The organism is Neorhizobium sp. USDA 3394, assembly GCF_056280385.1.
In genome coordinates this window covers 1,269,636-1,285,022 of the sequence record NZ_JBWCDU010000001.1, presented here as the reverse complement: position 1 = coordinate 1,285,022, position 15,387 = coordinate 1,269,636, and the positions used below count along the sequence as shown (strand labels likewise).

The window sequence follows — 15,387 nt, the reverse complement described above, 5'->3', positions numbered from 1 at the left end:
TCGAAAATAGAAAGATGAATTGTGCTACCGTTTGCGCGGAGGGCCGCTCAACAGGGCGGCATGGGAGATCTAAGACATTGGATACGCTTATCAATATCCGCACGTTTCTGGCGGTTGCCCGGTCCGGCAGCTTTTCGGCGGCGGGCCGCCATCTCGGCGTCGCACCCTCGGTCGTGACCAAACGCATCAGCCGGCTGGAAGACCAGATGCGGGTCAAGCTCTTCGTCCGCTCGACCCGCCAGATCATCCTGACGGAGATCGGCGAACGCTACCTGCCCCGCTACCAATCCCTGGTCAAGGAGATCGACGACGCGATCAGCGGAGCGGCGGCCGTTGCCCAACGGATCGAGGGACATTTGAGGATCAAGGCGCCGACGACCGTGACGATCGCCTTCCTCGCCCGCATCCTCAGCGACTTCCAGCAGGAGAACCCGAACGTCACCATGGACCTTGCGCTGGTCGACCGCTCCGTCAATCCGGCAGAAGAGGGATATGACATCGCCCTCGGCGCCCTGCCGGCCTCCTATTCCAACGTCGTCGACGAGCCGCTCTGCCCCTATCCGCGAAAACTCTGCGCCGCTCCGGACTATCTCGAAAACCGCGGCCTGCCGAAACATCCGCGCGATCTGGTCAATCACATCTGTTTGACGTTTCACGCGACGGGTTCGACCTGGTCGTTTCGAAGCCCAGGCGGGCCGATCGATGTCGAGGTGCGCTCCGCTTTCAGCGCCAACGATACCCAGATCCTGCACGACCTGGCGCTGCGAGGCCGCGGCGTCGCCATGGTGGCGAATTACGTGGCGGAAGAATCCATCCGGACGGGCAAGCTGATCGAGCTCCTGCCGGACTACCCTGTGGCGGAACTCTGGTTGAAGGCGCTTATCCCCCAGACCCAGGCACGCAAACCGACCGTGCGTGCGCTGATGGAATGGCTGCGCATCCATATGCACGCGGCTCTCGTTCCGGGCGATAGAGCGGCGTGAACAACGCCTTTGCTCCAGGAGAAAAGCTGAAAGCCGTTTGGCTTTCTCGAATCGAGAAAGCCGCTACGATGAAAAAGCATATTCTCTTGGCCCCCCGTGCCGCTTACCCTCCCAAATCGAGGAAACGCATCGCTGATGCGAGGGTGGTTGGCGTCGTCTGACGTCGCGCCCGGGAGTGAGGTTCAGGCCCGCCGCCAGTTACGAGGAGCGGCCGGCCGACAGACAAGGGAGGTTTTAAGCGGTGGATACTGCTGTGACCGAGCGGCGCCCCGTGCTTTCGCAATTGGGCGCGATCGACTGTGACGTTCATCCGGATGCGCCGCTGCGGGAGGATCTTCTTCCCTATTTCGACGATTACTGGCGCGAGATCGTCACGACGCGCGATGTCGACCGACTAGAACTCACCAATTTCCCGACCCGCACCAAGCCCTTCTTCCGGGAGGACTGGAAGGCAACGGAGGGCAAGGGCGTCGAAAAGCTGCGGAAAAACCTGCTCGATACCTACGGCCTCAAATATGCGATCCTGAACTGCGTCACGGCCGTGCACGCGATCTACGATCCCTATCTCGCGACCGCCGTCTGCCGCGCGACCAACGACTGGCTGAAGGCGGAATGGCTGGACCGGGACCCGCGCCTGCGCGCCTCCCTCGTGCTGCCGATGCAGAACCCGGAAGCCGCCGTCGAGGAGATCGAGCGTTTTGCCGATGACAAGCGTTTCGTGCAGGTGCTGACGCTCTGCATGGGCGAGATGCCGCTCGGCCGCCGCATCTACTGGCCGGTCTACGAAGCCGCCCAGCGCCATGGCTTTGCCCTCGGCGTGCATGCCGGCAGCGCCTACCGCCACGCGCCCAGCCAGAGCGGTTTCCTCTCCTATCTCGCTGAGGATTACGTCCACCAGGTCCAGGGTTTTGCGGCCCAGGTCGGCAGTTTCGTCGCCGAGGGCGTGCTCGGCAAATTCCCGGACATGAAGATCGTGCTGATCGAATCCGGCGTCTCCTGGCTGCCCGGCCAGATGTGGCGGATGAGCAAGGACTGGCGCGGCGCTCGCATCGAGATCCCGTGGGTCAAGGAGCCGCCGTCGGCGCTGGTCCGCCGCCAGATCCGCATGACGACGCAGCCGTTCGATGCGCCGCGCGATCCGGCCGAACTGGAACGCATCATCGAGCATCTCGATTGCGACGACATGCTGCTCTTCTCGACCGACTATCCGCATGCGCAATTCGAGGGCGATGCCGCAATCCCCGCCGGTTTCCCGGAACGCCTGATCGACCGGCTGGTTCGGGACAATGCGCTCGCCACCTATCCGCGACTGGAGGACTAAGCCATGGACCATGCCGTTCTGGACAAGGACACAAAAGTCGAGGCCAAGCTCGGGATCGTCGATTGCGATATCCATCCGGCCTTCGGTTCGCCCGCCGAACTTGCGAAATTCCTTCCCGTCCGCTGGCGCGATCACCTGGCCGACTATGGCCAGCGCAGCGCCAATCCGGTCGTCGGCACCCTGCCCTATCCGCGCATGACCCCCGGCAACGGCATGCGCCGCGACGCCTGGCCGCCGAACGGCGGACCGCCGGCCTCCGACCTTGCCTATCTGCAGGAACAGCTACTCGATCCGCTCGGCATCGAATACGGCATCCTGCAGCCCTTGGCGGCCGGTTCCTCGACGCTGAATCAGGAACTCGGCGCCGCCATGTGCGCCGCCGTCAACGACTGGCAGCTCGACAAATGGACAGGCCCGGACCCGCGCCTGAAAGCCTCGATCTCCGTCACCCAGGAAGACGTGCCGGCGGCGCTTGCCGAAATCGAGGCGCGCATCGGCGACAGGAGTTTTGCCCAGATCGCCATTCCGCCACGCACCATCGAGCCGGCCGGTCGCCGCCGCTACTGGCCGATCTACGAGGCTGCCGAACACTACGACATGCCGATCGGCATGCATTCCGCCGCCTACGGCCAGCACACCAATAGCGGCGCCGGCTGGCTGAACTTCTATATCGAGGAACACTACGCCTTCTCGCACAGCCTGCAGAGCGTCGTCACCAGCATGGTCTTCGAGGGCGTCTTCGAACGGTTCCCGAAGCTGAAGCTGGTCGTCGTCGAAGGCGGCTTCGCCTGGGCGGCACCGCTGATGTGGCGGCTCGACAAGCAATGGGAGCGGATGCGCTCCGAGGTTCCGCATGTGAAGCGGCCGCCGTCCGACTATATCCGCGAAAACGTCTGGTTCACCACCCAGCCGATCGAGGAGCCGGAAAACAATCGCCACCTGCTCGACACCCTGCGCTGGGTCGGCACCGACCGGCTGATGTTCTCGACCGACTACCCGCACTGGGATTTCGACGACCCGCGCTTCGCCTTCAAGGTGCCGCTGACGCCGACGGAGCACGCGAAGATCTTTCGCGACAACGCAAAGAGCGTCTACCGCCTGCCCTGAACACGGAAGGCCAAGAGCAGCTCTTCCGGAAACGCAATCAATACCGAATGGATTGAAACAGAGAATGGCCCGTCATGTCATCGCCAAGGTCGAGGAAGTCGAGATCGGCAAATCCAAGCTCGTGAAGGTCGCAGGCCGCGACATTGCCCTCTTCAACGTCAAGGGCGAGTTCTTCGCGATCGCCAACCGCTGCCCGCACGAAGGCGCCGATCTCTGCCGCGGCCAGGTGGTCGGGCTTGCCGAGGCCGACGAGCCCGGCAAGGTCCGCATGACCCGGCACGGGGAACTGATCCGCTGCCCCTGGCACGGCTGGGAATTCGACCTCCGCACCGGCAAATCCTGGTGCGACCCGGCGCGCACCCGCGTCAAGAGTTTCGACGTGTCGGTTGCCAAGGGCGGAGCGCTGACGGAAGGCCCTTACCAGGCCGAAACCTTTCCGGTCTCGATCGACGAGGACTATGTCGTGGTGGAGATCTGATGGCATCCTCGGATTTCGCCGATTAGGGACAAAGCCCGGTGCATCGCCGTCGGGCACCCGGAGCGCTTCAGTCAATCGTCGGCTTCCCTGGCCTTGCTCCCACCGGCCTCGCTCCCACTCGACGTCATCCTCGGGCTTGACCCGAGGATCCACGGGACTGGTGGTGCGCATGCTGGATCCTCGGGTCAAGCCCGAGGATGACGGCCGATAAAGTGGGCAGCGCCAGCCAGCCCAGCGGGAATCCACCAGGCCGCTTCGACCCGGATCACAGCATTTCCAGCGCCAGCGCGATTCCCTGGCCGCCGCCGATGCAGAGCGTCACGACGCCACGCTTCAGGCCATCGCGCCGCATGGAATGGAGAAGCCGCGTGGTCAGGATCGCGCCCGTCGCGCCGATCGGATGGCCGTGCGCCACCGCCCCGCCTTCGACATTGGCGATATCCTCCGGCAGGCCGAGTCCTTTCAGGACCGCGAGCGGCACCGCCGCATAGGCCTCGTTGATCTCGATCCGCTCGATATCGCCGATCGTCCAGCCGGCCCGCTCCAGCGCCTGGTTGACGGCCGGGATCGGTCCGAGCGCGAACATGCCGGGTTCGACGGCGGCAACCCCATAGGACACCAGCCGCGCCATCGGCGCCAAACCCTTGGCTTCGGCAAAGGCCCGGTCGGCGACGATCATCGCCGACGCGCCGCTGTTGAGGCCGGGCGCATTGCCGGCCGTGATCGTGCCGTCGTCGCGGAAAACGGGCTTCAATTTGGCAAGAGCCTCGATCGTAGTCTCCGGCCTTGGCGTCTCGTCGGCGGCAAAACTCTTGACGCCCCCCTTCACCGGGAAATCGATCCCGACGATTTCAGGTGCGAACTTGCCTTCTGCCTGAGCCGCGCTGAAAAGCTGCTGCGAGCGTGCCGCCCAGCGATCCTGGTCCGCCCGGCTGATCTGCTGGGAGACAATCATGTCCTCCGTATGCCAGCCGGAATGCCTGTCCGAGAATGCGTCGTGGAGGCCGTCGAGCAGCATGCTGTCGAAGATCTCCGCATGGCCCATGCGATACCCCCAGCGGCCGCCGCTCATCAGGTAGGGCGCGCGGTCCATGTTCTCCATGCCGCCGGCGATCGCGGCCTTGGCATGGCCGAGCCAGATATCCTTGGCGGCGCTGGCGATCGCCTCGGCACCCGAGCCGCAGACGCGGTTGACGGTCACCGCCGGCACCGAGACCGGCAGGCCGCCATGGATCGCCGCCTGCCGCGCCGGGTTCATCCTGTTGCCGGCCTGGACGACATTGCCCATGGTGACCGAAGCGACCTCGGCACTATCGAGGCCGGAGCGCGCGATCGTCTCGCGGATCACCGCAGCGCCGAGATCAACGGCCGCAATGCCGGCGAGCGAGCCGTTATATTTGCCGATCGCGGTGCGAACCGGCTGGACGATGACGACTTCGGACATGGAATTCTCCCTAGTTTGCGTTTTCGTCGAAGCGCCGCAGGATGACGCTGGCATTGACGCCGCCGAAGCCGAACCCGTTGGACAGCGCGTATTCGACCCGCTTCGCCCTCGCCTGCGGACCGATGAGATCGAGCCCTTCGGCGAGCGGATCCGGATTTTCGAGATTGAGGGTCGGCGGCAGGATTCCGTCGCGCAATGCGAGCGCGGTGATGATCGCTTCCAGACCACCGGCCGCGCCGAGCAGATGGCCCGTCGCCGATTTGGTCGAGGAGATCGCCGGACCGCCTTCGGTGCCGAAAATCGCCTTGATCGCGGCGAGTTCACCCGCGTCGCCCACGGGTGTCGATGTGGCATGCGCGTTGAGATAACCGATCGCTTCCGGCGGAAGGCCGGCCATCTGCAGCGCCCGGCGGATTGCTCTCTGGGCGCCTGCGCCATCGGCCGGACCGGCGGTCAGGTGATAGGCGTCGGCGCTGGTACCGTAACCGACCACCTCGACGAGCGGCGTGGCACCGCGGGCAAGCGCGTGTTCCAGGGTTTCGATGACGACGATGCCGGCGCCCTCGCCCATGACGAAACCGTCGCGCGCCGCATCGAACGGCCGGGAAGCCTTTTCCGGCGTATCGTTGAACGCACTGGAAAGGCCGCGCGCCGCGGCAAAACCGCCAAGCGCCACGCGATTGATACAGGCCTCGGTGCCGCCGCAGAGCGCCACATCGACTTCGCCGCTCCTGATCATCCGCATGCCGTCGCCAATCGCCTGGACGCTTGCAGCGCAAGCCGTCACCGGCGCGCCGATAGGACCCTTGAAGCCGTAGCGGATGGAGACATGGCCGGCCGCCAGATTGACGAGGAAGGATGGGACCGTGAAGGGCGAAAGCCGCCCGGCGCCGCGAGCATCGACCGTGCGCACCGCCTCGGCGATCGAGTGGAAACCGCCGATGCCCGAAGCGATGATCGTCGCGGTACGGTCCTGCTTGTCGTCGGTATCGGCGAGCCAGCCGGACTGCTCCAGCGCCTGCCGCGAGGCTTCAAGCGCAAAGCCGATGAAACGGTCCATCTTCTTGCGCTCCTTGTGCGGCACCGCAAGATCGATATCGAAACCGAACTCGTCCTCATCGATGCCGGGCACCACGCCGCCGACCTTGGCATCGATATCCGGCACCATGTCGTCGGCAAGCCGGCGCAGCCCGGAGCGTCCTTCGATCAGACGTTTCCAGGTGGCTTCCACGCCGCTGGCCAGCGGCGAGACCATGCCCATGCCGGTGATCACTATTCTGTCGCTGGGCCTGTCGCTCTGTCTTGCCGGCATGTTTCACCTCGATTTAAATTTTGATCATCATTTATCCCCTTTTAAATGACGATCCAAATATAATAGTCAAGATGTTCAAAGGAGAAGACGATGAGGGTGAGCCGCCAGGAAGCCGAGGAGAACCGTGTCCGCGTGGTGTTGAAAGCGGGCGAACTGTTCCGCGAATACGGCTTTGACGGCATCGGCATCGCCGATCTGATGAAGGCGGCCGGCCTGACGCATGGCGGATTTTACGGTCAGTTCAGATCCAAGGTGGATCTGGCGGCCGAGGCCTCGCGCCAGGCGCTGGCGCTCAACGTAACCCTCTGGCGGGAGACGATAAGCCGCGCCGGTGGCAAGGCGATCAAGGCGATCGCGGGCATGTATCTGTCCCGGCCGAATCTCATCGTCAGGGCCAAGGGCTGTACCTTCGCCTCGCTCTGCGCCGATGCGTCCCGCCAAAGTGAAGCAGTACAATCCGTCTTCGCCGAGGGTATCGAAAACCACCTGTTGCTGCTGCAGGAGATCATCGACGACCATGGCGACGAGGATCGGCGCCGCAAGTCGATCGTCATTCTTTCCCAGATGGTCGGAGGGTTGACGCTCGCCCGTGCCGTCGGCGATGCGCCGCTCGCAGCGGAGATCCTGGCTACCCTGCGCAACGAACTGGAGACCCGGCACTAAACCTTTATGGCGCAACGGAAATGCGCCCACCAGCCGGTTGCGACCGAGAATTTGTTCCCGAACGCCCCGTGACAAAATTTCCTGCCTGTGCGGCCGGCAATTTCGCTGTCAATATGCGCCAAAATCGCTGGCTGCAGGAGAGAGCAATGACGATCGCCACCCTATCCCGACGGACCCTTTTGCAGGCAGGCGGCGCACTGCTCGCCTCGACCGCGCTTCCGACCGTAACGCTTGCCCAGGCCGGCAGCCGGCTGATCGTTGCAGCCGATTCCGAGCCTAAAAACCTCAATCCCGCGATCGTCGCCTCGAACGGTGTCTTCTTCATCGCGAGCAAGGTGGTCGAGCCGCTCGCCGAAGCCTCCTTCGACGGCAAGGACGGCCTCGCGCCACGCCTCGCCACCTCGTGGGAAGGTTCGGCGGACGGCAAGTCGGTGACGTTCAAGCTGCGCGAAGGCGTGAAATGGCATGACGGCAAGCCGTTCACCTCGGCCGACGTCGCCTATTCGGCGCTCGCCATCTGGAAACCGCTGCAGAACCTCGGCCGCCTCGTCTTCGCCAATCTCGAAGCCGTCGAGACGCCGGACGCGACGACCGCGGTCTTCAAGTTCTCCAAGCCCACGCCGCTGCAGCTCATCCGCAACGCCCTGCCGGTCGTCAGCAGCGTCGTGCCGAAACATCTCTATGAAGGCACGGATATCGCCACCAACCCCGCCAATGTGAAGCTGATCGGCACCGGCCCGTTCAAGCTCACCGAATACAAGCCGGGCGAATATTACCGCCTGACGAAGAACGCCGATTACTGGGGCAAGGGCGAACCGAGGCTCGACGAGATCATTTTTCGCGTGTTGCCGGACCGCGCCGGTGCCGGTGCTGCACTGGAAGCGGAGGAAATCCAGCTCGCCGCCTTTTCGGCCGTGCCCCTTACCGATCTCGCCCGTATCTCCAAGGTGCCGGGCATCAAGGTGATCTCCAAGGGCTACGAGGCGCTGACCTACCAGCTCGTGGTCGAGATCAACCACCGCCGCAAGGAGCTCGCCGACCTCAAGGTGCGCCAAGCGATTGCCCATGCGATCGACAAGAAATTCGTCGTCGACACGATCTTCCTCGGCTATGCCGCAGCCTCCACCGGTCCCGTGCCGAAGAACGCCCCGGAATTTTATGACGCCAGCGTGCCGACCTACCCCTTCGACACCGCCAAGGCGAATGCCCTGCTCGACGAGGCCGGCTACAAGAAGGGCGCCAATGGCACCCGCTTCTCGCTGAAACTGCGGCCGGCGCCCTATTTCAACGAGACGAAGCAGTTCGGCGACTACCTGCGCCAAGCGCTCGCAGCCGTCGGCATCGACGCGCAACTGATCAACGCGGATTCGGCGGCCCATCAGAAGGCGGTCTACACGGATCACGATTTCGATCTGGCCATCGGCCCACCGGTCTTCCGCGGCGACCCGGCGATCTCGACGACCATCCTCGTCCGGTCCGGCATCCCGGCCGGTGTGCCCTTCTCCAACCAGGGCGGCTACGAGAACAAGGAACTCGACGGCATCATCGCCAAGGCTGCTGAAACGGTCGATACCGCGGCCCGCACGGAACTCTACAAGCAGTTCCAGAAGATCGTCGCCACCGACCTGCCGCTCATCAACGTCGCCGAATGGGGCTTCATCACGGTAGCGCGCGATACGGTGCAGAACGTCTCCAACAATCCGCGCTGGGCCGTGTCCAACTGGTCGGATACCGCGCTGAAATCGTGATAGGCTCTCCGCACTATCCGATTCAGGAGCGCTTTTCGGCGTGAACCGAGCCATTCGATTGATCCGACGTCGCGCGATCAGCAGCATTCCGGTGCTGCTGATCGTCGTCGTCCTGACCTTCCTCCTGCTCGAATCCGCCTCCGGCGACGCGGTGGATGCCTATCTCCTGTCGATCGGCGGCGGTGACGCCACCGTCGCCCAGTCTCTGCGCCAGGCCTATGGCCTCGAGCAGTCGATGCTGGCCCGGCTGTGGCTCTATTTTTCCTCGTTGGCGACGTTCGACCTCGGCTGGTCGGTCGCCTTCGGCAGGCCCGTCCTCGACCTCATCTTGGAGCGACTTCCGAACACGCTGCTCTTGATGGGCAGCGCCACCGCGCTTTCCTTCGGGCTCGGTTCGGCGCTCGGCATCGTTGCCGGTGCAAAGCCGGAAAGTGTAAGGGACAGAGTGCTTTCGACAGCCTCTCTCATCCTTTACGCGATCCCCAGCTTCTGGCTCGGACTGGTGCTCAGCATCGTTTTTGCCGTGCAGCTTCGCTGGCTGCCGACCTCCGGCATCGAGACCATCGCCTCGGGCAAAGCGGGCTTCGCCCGAGCTTTGGATATCGCCAAGCATCTCGTCCTGCCGGTCGGCGCGCTGGCGCTGATCTACATGGCGCTGTTCCTGCGGGTGATGCGCTCTGGTATGGCCGAAGTCTGGACGCTGGATTTCGTGCTCTTTGCCCGATCCAAGGGGCTTTCCCGCAGCCGCATCGTGCTGCGCCATGTGGCACGTAACGCGCTTCTGCCGCTCGTCACCATGCTCGGCCTGCAATCGGCCGCCATGCTCGGCGGCAGCGTCGTCATCGAGAGCATTTTTGCCATCCCCGGCTTCGGGCGGCTGGCGCAGGAGGCGGTCAGCGGACGTGACGCGCCGCTGCTGATGGGCATCATCGTCGTCAGCGCCGTGCTGGTGATCTGCGTCAACCTCGTCGTAGACCTCGTTTATGCCGGGCTCGACCCCCGGGTCGGCGCCTCGGAGCCCAATACATGAGGCTGCTTAGAGATCTAATCCGGACGCCGGAAGGCGCGATCGGGCTCGGCATTCTGGCGCTGCTGGTTCTCGTCGCTCTGTTTGCCCCCGCATTGGCCCCCGGCGATCCGCTGCGCATCGCCGGCCGGGCGCTGCTGCCACCCTTCACCGACCCCGCCTTTCCGCTCGGCACCGACCGGCTCGGCCGCGACGTGCTGGCCGGCATCCTCCATGGCACCCGCACATCGCTGGCGGTCGGCCTTGCGGCAGCGTTGGCGGCGATTGCGATCGGCCTTTGCGTCGGCCTGACGGCCGGTTTCGCCGGAGGACTGATCGACGAAGGGCTGATGCGCGTGGTCGATGCCTTCCAGATCGTCCCGAGCTTCCTGCTGGCGCTCGCCTTCGTCAGCGTCATCGGCGCCTCGGTGCCGGTCGTGGTGCTGGCCATCGCGCTCGGCGCCTGGGCCGATCCGGCGCGGCTGACACGGGCGCAGGTGCTTTCCATCCGCGAGCGGGACTATGTCGCCTCCGCCCGGGTGATCGGCATGCATCCCGCCGAAATCGCCTTCGGGGAAATCCTGCCCAACGCCCTGCCGCCGGTTCTAGCGCTGTCGGCCATCATCGTCGCCGCCGCGATCCTCACCGAAGCCGCCCTTTCCTTCCTCGGCCTCGGAGACCCGAACGTCGTGACCTGGGGTTCGATGATCGCCGAGGGCCGCAACATCCTGCGCTCCTCACCGTCGCTATCGATCTTTCCGGGTATCGCGCTGGTGATCACGGTCGTCGGCGTCTACCTCTTCAGCGAAGGTCTCACCAAGGCGCTTGGCGGTCGGAGGCTGGAGCCATGAGCACGCTTTGCGAAATCCGAAACCTGTCGGTCACCTATCGCGGCCAGATGGTGCCGGCGCTGAACCGGATAGACCTCGATATCGCCGCCGGTGAACGGCTGGCGATCATCGGCGAAAGCGGCTCCGGCAAAAGCACGCTGGCTCGCGCCCTGGCGGGGCTGTTGCCGCTGGGTGCCAGGCTGGCAGGCGAGATGCGGTGGTTATCGAGCCAGGCGCCACTGCCCGGCCGCGACCTCGGCTTCGTTTTCCAGGACCCGTCCTCCAGCCTCAACCCGGTGCTGACAATCTGCGAACAGGTGGCCGAAGGCGCTCGCCGGCATCTCGGCCTGTCTTGGAGAGAGGCTTATGCCCGCGCAGAGGAAATGCTGGAGCGGGTCCGCATTCCGGAGCCGGACAAGGCGATGAAGGCCTTCCCGCACCAGCTTTCCGGCGGACAGCGTCAGCGCGTCGCGATCGCCGCAGCACTTGCCGCCAGGCCCGGCATTCTGATCGCCGACGAGGCGACCAGTGCGCTCGACATGGTCGTGCAGGCGGAGATCGTTTCTCTGCTCGACGAACTGGTTCGCGAAGCCGGCATGACGCTGATCTTCATCACCCACGACATCGCGCTGGCCTCGGGTTTTGCGGATCGGGTGGCAATCTTCAAGGATGGCAATCTGATAGAATCGGGTCTGACCGGACATGTCCTCTCGTCCCCCAAAGAGCCCTATACGAAAATGCTGATCGCCAGCCACCGCGATCTCACGACACCGCCGCTCATCCGGGAGGCCGCGTCGTGACCCTTCTGACGATCGAAAACCTCTCGAAGCGTTTTTCCTCCGGCGGCCGCGAAGTTGCGGCGGTCAGCGATGTTTCACTGACGCTTGGCCCCGGCGAGACGCTCGGCCTCGTCGGCGCCTCGGGCAGTGGGAAATCCACCCTCGCCCGCATTCTTATGCGGCTGCTGCCGGCCGATGTCGGCTCGATCCGCTTTGAGGGCGAGGACTGGCTGACACTCTCCGGCGCCGAACTGCGCCGCCACCGCGCCAGGATGCAGATGGTGTTCCAGGACGTGCTCGGCGCCTTCAATCCACGCGCCACCGTAGCCTCGGTGCTCGACGATCCCCTGCGCATCCATAATATCGTGCCGAAGGCGGAGCGCCCACGGGAAATCGCAGCACTTCTCGACCGCGTCGGCCTGCCGGCAAGCTATGCGGAGCGGTCGATCCGCGATGTTTCCGGCGGCCAGCGGCAGCGCATTGCCATTGCCCGCGCCATCGCCACGAAACCGTCGCTGATCGTGCTCGACGAGGCGGTGTCGGCGCTGGATGTCTCGATCCGCGGCAAAATCCTTGAACTGCTGGTCGAGCTACAAGAAGAGCGCGGCATCAGCTATCTTTTCGTGTCGCACGATCTCGCCGTCCTGCGCGCCGTCTCGCACCGGATCGCCGTCATGGAAACGGGGCGGCTGGTCGAGACCGGACCGATGCGACAGGTGATCGAAAACCCGCAATCGCCTGCGGCCAAGGCCCTGATCGGCGCCGTACCGCGCCTCGTGACAGAACCAACGGAAGGACCATCTCATGACGTTTGACCGCTGGAACCCGCTGAACGACGCACCGTCCTTCCCCGGCGCGCGTTACGCTGCCATCGCCGATCGGATCGCCAAAATCCTGAAGACCCGCAACGACGTGCTGCTGATCCAGGCGGAGGCCGTCGTCGCGCTGGAGGCGGCGGCGCTCAGCCTCGCCCGGCCCGGCCTGAAGGCGATCAACATCGTCACCAGCATGTATGGCGGATGGTTCGGCACCTGGCTCAGGCGCGGCGGCGCCGAGGTTGTCGATCTCGCGGCCGAACCCGCCCGCCCGATTACGCTGGAAGCGGTCGAGGCGACGCTGAACGCGCATCCGGGCGTCAAGGTCCTGGCCCTCGTCCATGCGGAATCGGCCAGCGGCATCCGCAACCCTCTGGAGGAGATCATAGCGCTCGCCCGCTCCCGCGGCATCGTCACTGTGGTGGATGCAGTCGCCTCGATCGGCGGCCATGCGCTGAATGTCGATGCGCTCGGCATCGACATCACCGTCATCGGACCGCAGAAGGCGCTGGCGGGGCCGGCGGGGCTTTCGGCGCTCTCGGTCAGCCCTGCCGCGTGGAAACTGATTTCTGAACAAGGGGCGCCAAGGGATTCGATTCTCTCGCTTCTCGACCAGAAAGCCTGGCTCGAGACCGGCCGCGGCGCGCTTCCCGGCACCACCGCACCGCTGGAATTTTTCGCGCTCGAAGCTGCCCTCGAACGCGTCGAGGCGGAAGGTATCGACGCGATCGTCGCCCGGCATGTCCGTGCCGCCCGCGCCACCCGTGCCGCGCTCGCCGCCATGGGCGGCGAACTCTGGGTGGACGCCCTGCACGGCTCGAACCTGGTGACGGCGGCCAGACTTCCGGCCGCAGCCCATCCAACCGCCGTGCTCTCGGGCGCTCCGCGCGGCATCGAGCTTTCGGCTGGCGTCGGCCCCGGCGCCGAACGGCTGATCCGGCTGAACCATACCGGACAGCGTGCCCGCTTCGATATCGTACTCGGCAATCTGACGGCCTATGGCATGGCGCTTCGGCGGCGGGGGTTCAGGGCGGACATATCCGCCGCCGTCGATGCGATTGCGCTACACTACGGCGACTGATCAGAAGCCTTTTTCGATCAGCCAGTCGCGAGCGATCATCTCGTCCTCGGTGCCTATTCCGTGATTGGCGTCGAGCGTTCTGGCGGTGAGTTCCGCGCCTGCAGCGCGAAGCCGCTCTTCGATTTCCTGGGCCATGGACCCATAAAAATCGTCGGTCGCGCTGAGCGACAGGACCTGGGTGCCGGAAAGATCGACGGACGGCCGAGCCTCCAGGCAGTTCATCGACCGCAGCAGCACCGCTTTGCGGATCAGTCCCGGATGAAGCTGCATCACCGCGCCGATCATGTTGCCGCCGTTGGACCAGCCGGCAAAGGCCGTCCGCGCCGGATCGACGCCATAGGCCGGAGCGAGATCCTCCACGAAGGCGACGAAGGCCTCCGCTTCGGAAACAATCTCCTTCTGGTCGAAAGTCGTCTGCGTGAAGCGGCGGAAATACCGCGGATGACCTTCGTCCAGCGAGCGCCCGCGCACCCCGATCAGCATGGAGTTCGGCGCCGCCTTGCGTCCGAAAGGTAACATGGTGGTTTCATTGCCGCCGGTACCGTGCAGCAGCACCAGCGTGGAACCGTCCCATGTCTCCGGCATGTGGATGCGGTGCACGAAAGGCAGATCGCGATAGATGATGCGCTCCTCGCCGGGCAGGCCGAACTGCGGCAGCATGACCCGCAGGACATCGTGGTCTTCCTTGAAATGCGCCGGAATGAACAGTTCCGACCCTAGCGTTTCAAGCGGCTCGTCGGCCGTGAAACCCGGCCCGTCCGTCGCAAGTTCGATCAGCGTACCGGACGGTTCGCGGACATAGAGCGAATAGAAATAATGCCGGTCATGCATGTTCATCTCGCCGGCGTCTTCTGCCAGCAATCCCGCATGCACGGCCTCGATCTGGGGCCGATCCACGGCGCGGAACGCGATATGGTCGATCGTGCCGGTACCGGGAGCTGCCGTCCAGAAACCGCCCGCATCGCGGACATCGACGATATCCTGCGCATCCGACACCAGCCGCTGGATACTGCCCTCCTTGGGCCCGAACCGAAGCCCCATATGCCGCGTCAGAAACGCCGCCGTCTGCTCCGGCTTTTCGGAAAGGATCGTCGCGCCGTGGAGTTTTCGGATCGCATCCGCCTCGGCGATACCGCCGCCGCTCCACCAGACCCAGGGCGTCGTGTCCTCGACGCCGACGAGCTTGACGATGATGCCGTCCGGGTCGGTCAGCCGCAGCACGGGTTCGCCGAATTCCTGGGCCGGGCCCGAAAGCTTGACGTTGAACTGCAGCGCCCGCGTCAGCCAGAAACCGATCGCTTCGGGCGCAATGGCAAAACTGATCTCGCTCGGCGCGCCATGCCCGACGCGCCCGAGCGAGCCATCCTCCCAGGCAAGGAAGGTCACCAGCGAACCGGGTGTCGCAGCGCCGTCGCCGTAGAACAGATGAAGCTGGCGGGCATCCTCGAAACCCGCCGTCCTCTTGACGAGCCGCAGGCCGAGAAAGCCCGTGTAGAAATCGACATTCGCCTGGATCTTGCGGGTGATGGCGGTGATGTGATGCAGGCCGCTGGTCATGCGAAATACGAACCTTTTGTCAGTGAGTTACGGCGCGACGATATCAGCCCGGAACTGACCTAGCGATATGCACGACGACAAAAAGAAACCGCGGTCAACATCCGGATGGGCATTTCCCCTCCCGCAACCGCATGCTCAGGCATTGGAATACCGGGAGGCTCCATGCCGAAAATTCAGGCGCCACACCGGTCAAAAATTCACCAAGGGGGGCTCGGTTTTTGGCCCAAATTGGTTGACTGATCAGCGCCATTATGCAGGCTGGA

The 15,387-nt window shown here is 64.5% G+C and carries 14 protein-coding genes; 11 read left to right on the top strand and 3 right to left on the bottom strand.

The annotated features are described in order from the left end of the window. The first annotated feature begins 77 nt into the window (after positions 1-77). The 4 genes from ACZ9EJ_RS06085 to ACZ9EJ_RS06070 all read left to right on the top strand — a co-directional run bounded on the left by ACZ9EJ_RS06085 (position 78) and on the right by ACZ9EJ_RS06070 (position 3,889). The gene (locus ACZ9EJ_RS06085) at positions 78-983 is read left to right on the top strand and encodes a LysR family transcriptional regulator (protein WP_037083326.1); all 906 of its coding nucleotides are present in this window, start codon (positions 78-80) and stop codon (positions 981-983) included. Between the two features lie 241 nt (positions 984-1,224). Then, a complete protein-coding gene (locus ACZ9EJ_RS06080) occupies positions 1,225-2,304 on the top strand; it encodes an amidohydrolase family protein (RefSeq protein ID WP_080955657.1) in 1,080 nt (359 codons plus the stop codon). Between the two features lie 3 nt (positions 2,305-2,307). Next, on the top strand, positions 2,308-3,411 hold the full coding sequence (locus ACZ9EJ_RS06075) for an amidohydrolase family protein (protein ID WP_046639149.1): 1,104 nt from the start codon (positions 2,308-2,310) through the stop codon (positions 3,409-3,411). Between the two features lie 64 nt (positions 3,412-3,475). Beyond that, entirely contained in the window at positions 3,476-3,889 is a 414-nt protein-coding gene (locus ACZ9EJ_RS06070) for a Rieske (2Fe-2S) protein (protein ID WP_046625820.1), read from the top strand. A gap of 265 nt (positions 3,890-4,154) precedes the next feature. Here ACZ9EJ_RS06070 and ACZ9EJ_RS06065 read toward each other — a convergent pair whose 3' ends face one another. Both ACZ9EJ_RS06065 and fabF read right to left on the bottom strand, forming a co-directional pair. Further along, positions 4,155-5,333 (bottom strand): thiolase family protein, encoded by a 1,179-nt coding sequence (locus ACZ9EJ_RS06065; RefSeq protein ID WP_046639148.1) that lies wholly within the window; start codon positions 5,331-5,333, stop codon positions 4,155-4,157. Between the two features lie 10 nt (positions 5,334-5,343). Then, on the bottom strand, positions 5,344-6,645 hold the full coding sequence (gene fabF / locus ACZ9EJ_RS06060) for a beta-ketoacyl-ACP synthase II (RefSeq protein ID WP_046639147.1): 1,302 nt from the start codon (positions 6,643-6,645) through the stop codon (positions 5,344-5,346). A gap of 90 nt (positions 6,646-6,735) precedes the next feature. Here fabF and ACZ9EJ_RS06055 point away from each other — a divergent pair, with 90 nt between their 5' ends. The 7 genes from ACZ9EJ_RS06055 to ACZ9EJ_RS06025 all read left to right on the top strand — a co-directional run bounded on the left by ACZ9EJ_RS06055 (position 6,736) and on the right by ACZ9EJ_RS06025 (position 13,567). After that, on the top strand, positions 6,736-7,308 hold the full coding sequence (locus ACZ9EJ_RS06055; RefSeq protein ID WP_046639146.1) for a TetR/AcrR family transcriptional regulator: 573 nt from the start codon (positions 6,736-6,738) through the stop codon (positions 7,306-7,308). Positions 7,309-7,454: 146 nt separating this feature from the next. Further along, the gene (locus tag ACZ9EJ_RS06050) at positions 7,455-9,056 is read left to right on the top strand and encodes an ABC transporter substrate-binding protein (protein WP_046639145.1); all 1,602 of its coding nucleotides are present in this window, start codon (positions 7,455-7,457) and stop codon (positions 9,054-9,056) included. 40 nt (positions 9,057-9,096) lie between these two features. Then, on the top strand, positions 9,097-10,086 hold the full coding sequence (locus ACZ9EJ_RS06045) for an ABC transporter permease (protein ID WP_046639144.1): 990 nt from the start codon (positions 9,097-9,099) through the stop codon (positions 10,084-10,086). After that, complete coding sequence (locus tag ACZ9EJ_RS06040) at positions 10,083-10,913, top strand: ABC transporter permease (protein WP_046639143.1); 831 nt, start codon at positions 10,083-10,085, stop codon at positions 10,911-10,913. The genes ACZ9EJ_RS06045 and ACZ9EJ_RS06040 overlap by 4 nt, the downstream gene beginning before the upstream one ends. After that, complete coding sequence (locus ACZ9EJ_RS06035) at positions 10,910-11,692, top strand: ABC transporter ATP-binding protein (RefSeq protein ID WP_046639142.1); 783 nt, start codon at positions 10,910-10,912, stop codon at positions 11,690-11,692. Before ACZ9EJ_RS06040 ends, ACZ9EJ_RS06035 begins: the two co-directional genes overlap by 4 nt. Then, on the top strand, positions 11,689-12,486 hold the full coding sequence (locus ACZ9EJ_RS06030; protein ID WP_046639141.1) for an ABC transporter ATP-binding protein: 798 nt from the start codon (positions 11,689-11,691) through the stop codon (positions 12,484-12,486). The genes ACZ9EJ_RS06035 and ACZ9EJ_RS06030 overlap by 4 nt, the downstream gene beginning before the upstream one ends. Continuing rightward, positions 12,476-13,567, top strand: coding sequence for a pyridoxal-phosphate-dependent aminotransferase family protein (locus ACZ9EJ_RS06025; protein ID WP_046639140.1), 1,092 nt, complete (start codon positions 12,476-12,478; stop codon positions 13,565-13,567). The genes ACZ9EJ_RS06030 and ACZ9EJ_RS06025 overlap by 11 nt, the downstream gene beginning before the upstream one ends. Here the strand turns inward: ACZ9EJ_RS06025 and ACZ9EJ_RS06020 are convergent, their stop codons facing one another. Next, complete coding sequence (locus ACZ9EJ_RS06020; RefSeq protein ID WP_046639139.1) at positions 13,568-15,124, bottom strand: VOC family protein; 1,557 nt, start codon at positions 15,122-15,124, stop codon at positions 13,568-13,570. Positions 15,125-15,387: the final 263 nt, after the last annotated feature.

Excerpts from the sequence above, each read along its gene's own strand:
- ACZ9EJ_RS06075 (WP_046639149.1), top strand. The coding sequence starts at position 2,308 with ATGGACCATGCCGTTCTGGACAAGGACACAAAAGTCGAGGCCAAGCTC.
- ACZ9EJ_RS06070 (WP_046625820.1), top strand. The coding sequence starts at position 3,476 with ATGGCCCGTCATGTCATCGCCAAGGTCGAGGAAGTCGAGATCGGCAAA.
- ACZ9EJ_RS06065 (WP_046639148.1), bottom strand. The coding sequence starts at position 5,333 with ATGTCCGAAGTCGTCATCGTCCAGCCGGTTCGCACCGCGATCGGCAAA.
- fabF (WP_046639147.1), bottom strand. The coding sequence starts at position 6,645 with ATGCCGGCAAGACAGAGCGACAGGCCCAGCGACAGAATAGTGATCACC.
- ACZ9EJ_RS06055 (WP_046639146.1), top strand. The coding sequence starts at position 6,736 with ATGAGGGTGAGCCGCCAGGAAGCCGAGGAGAACCGTGTCCGCGTGGTG.
- ACZ9EJ_RS06050 (WP_046639145.1), top strand. The coding sequence starts at position 7,455 with ATGACGATCGCCACCCTATCCCGACGGACCCTTTTGCAGGCAGGCGGC.
- ACZ9EJ_RS06040 (WP_046639143.1), top strand. The coding sequence starts at position 10,083 with ATGAGGCTGCTTAGAGATCTAATCCGGACGCCGGAAGGCGCGATCGGG.
- ACZ9EJ_RS06035 (WP_046639142.1), top strand. The coding sequence starts at position 10,910 with ATGAGCACGCTTTGCGAAATCCGAAACCTGTCGGTCACCTATCGCGGC.
- ACZ9EJ_RS06025 (WP_046639140.1), top strand. The coding sequence starts at position 12,476 with ATGACGTTTGACCGCTGGAACCCGCTGAACGACGCACCGTCCTTCCCC.
- ACZ9EJ_RS06020 (WP_046639139.1), bottom strand. The coding sequence starts at position 15,124 with ATGACCAGCGGCCTGCATCACATCACCGCCATCACCCGCAAGATCCAG.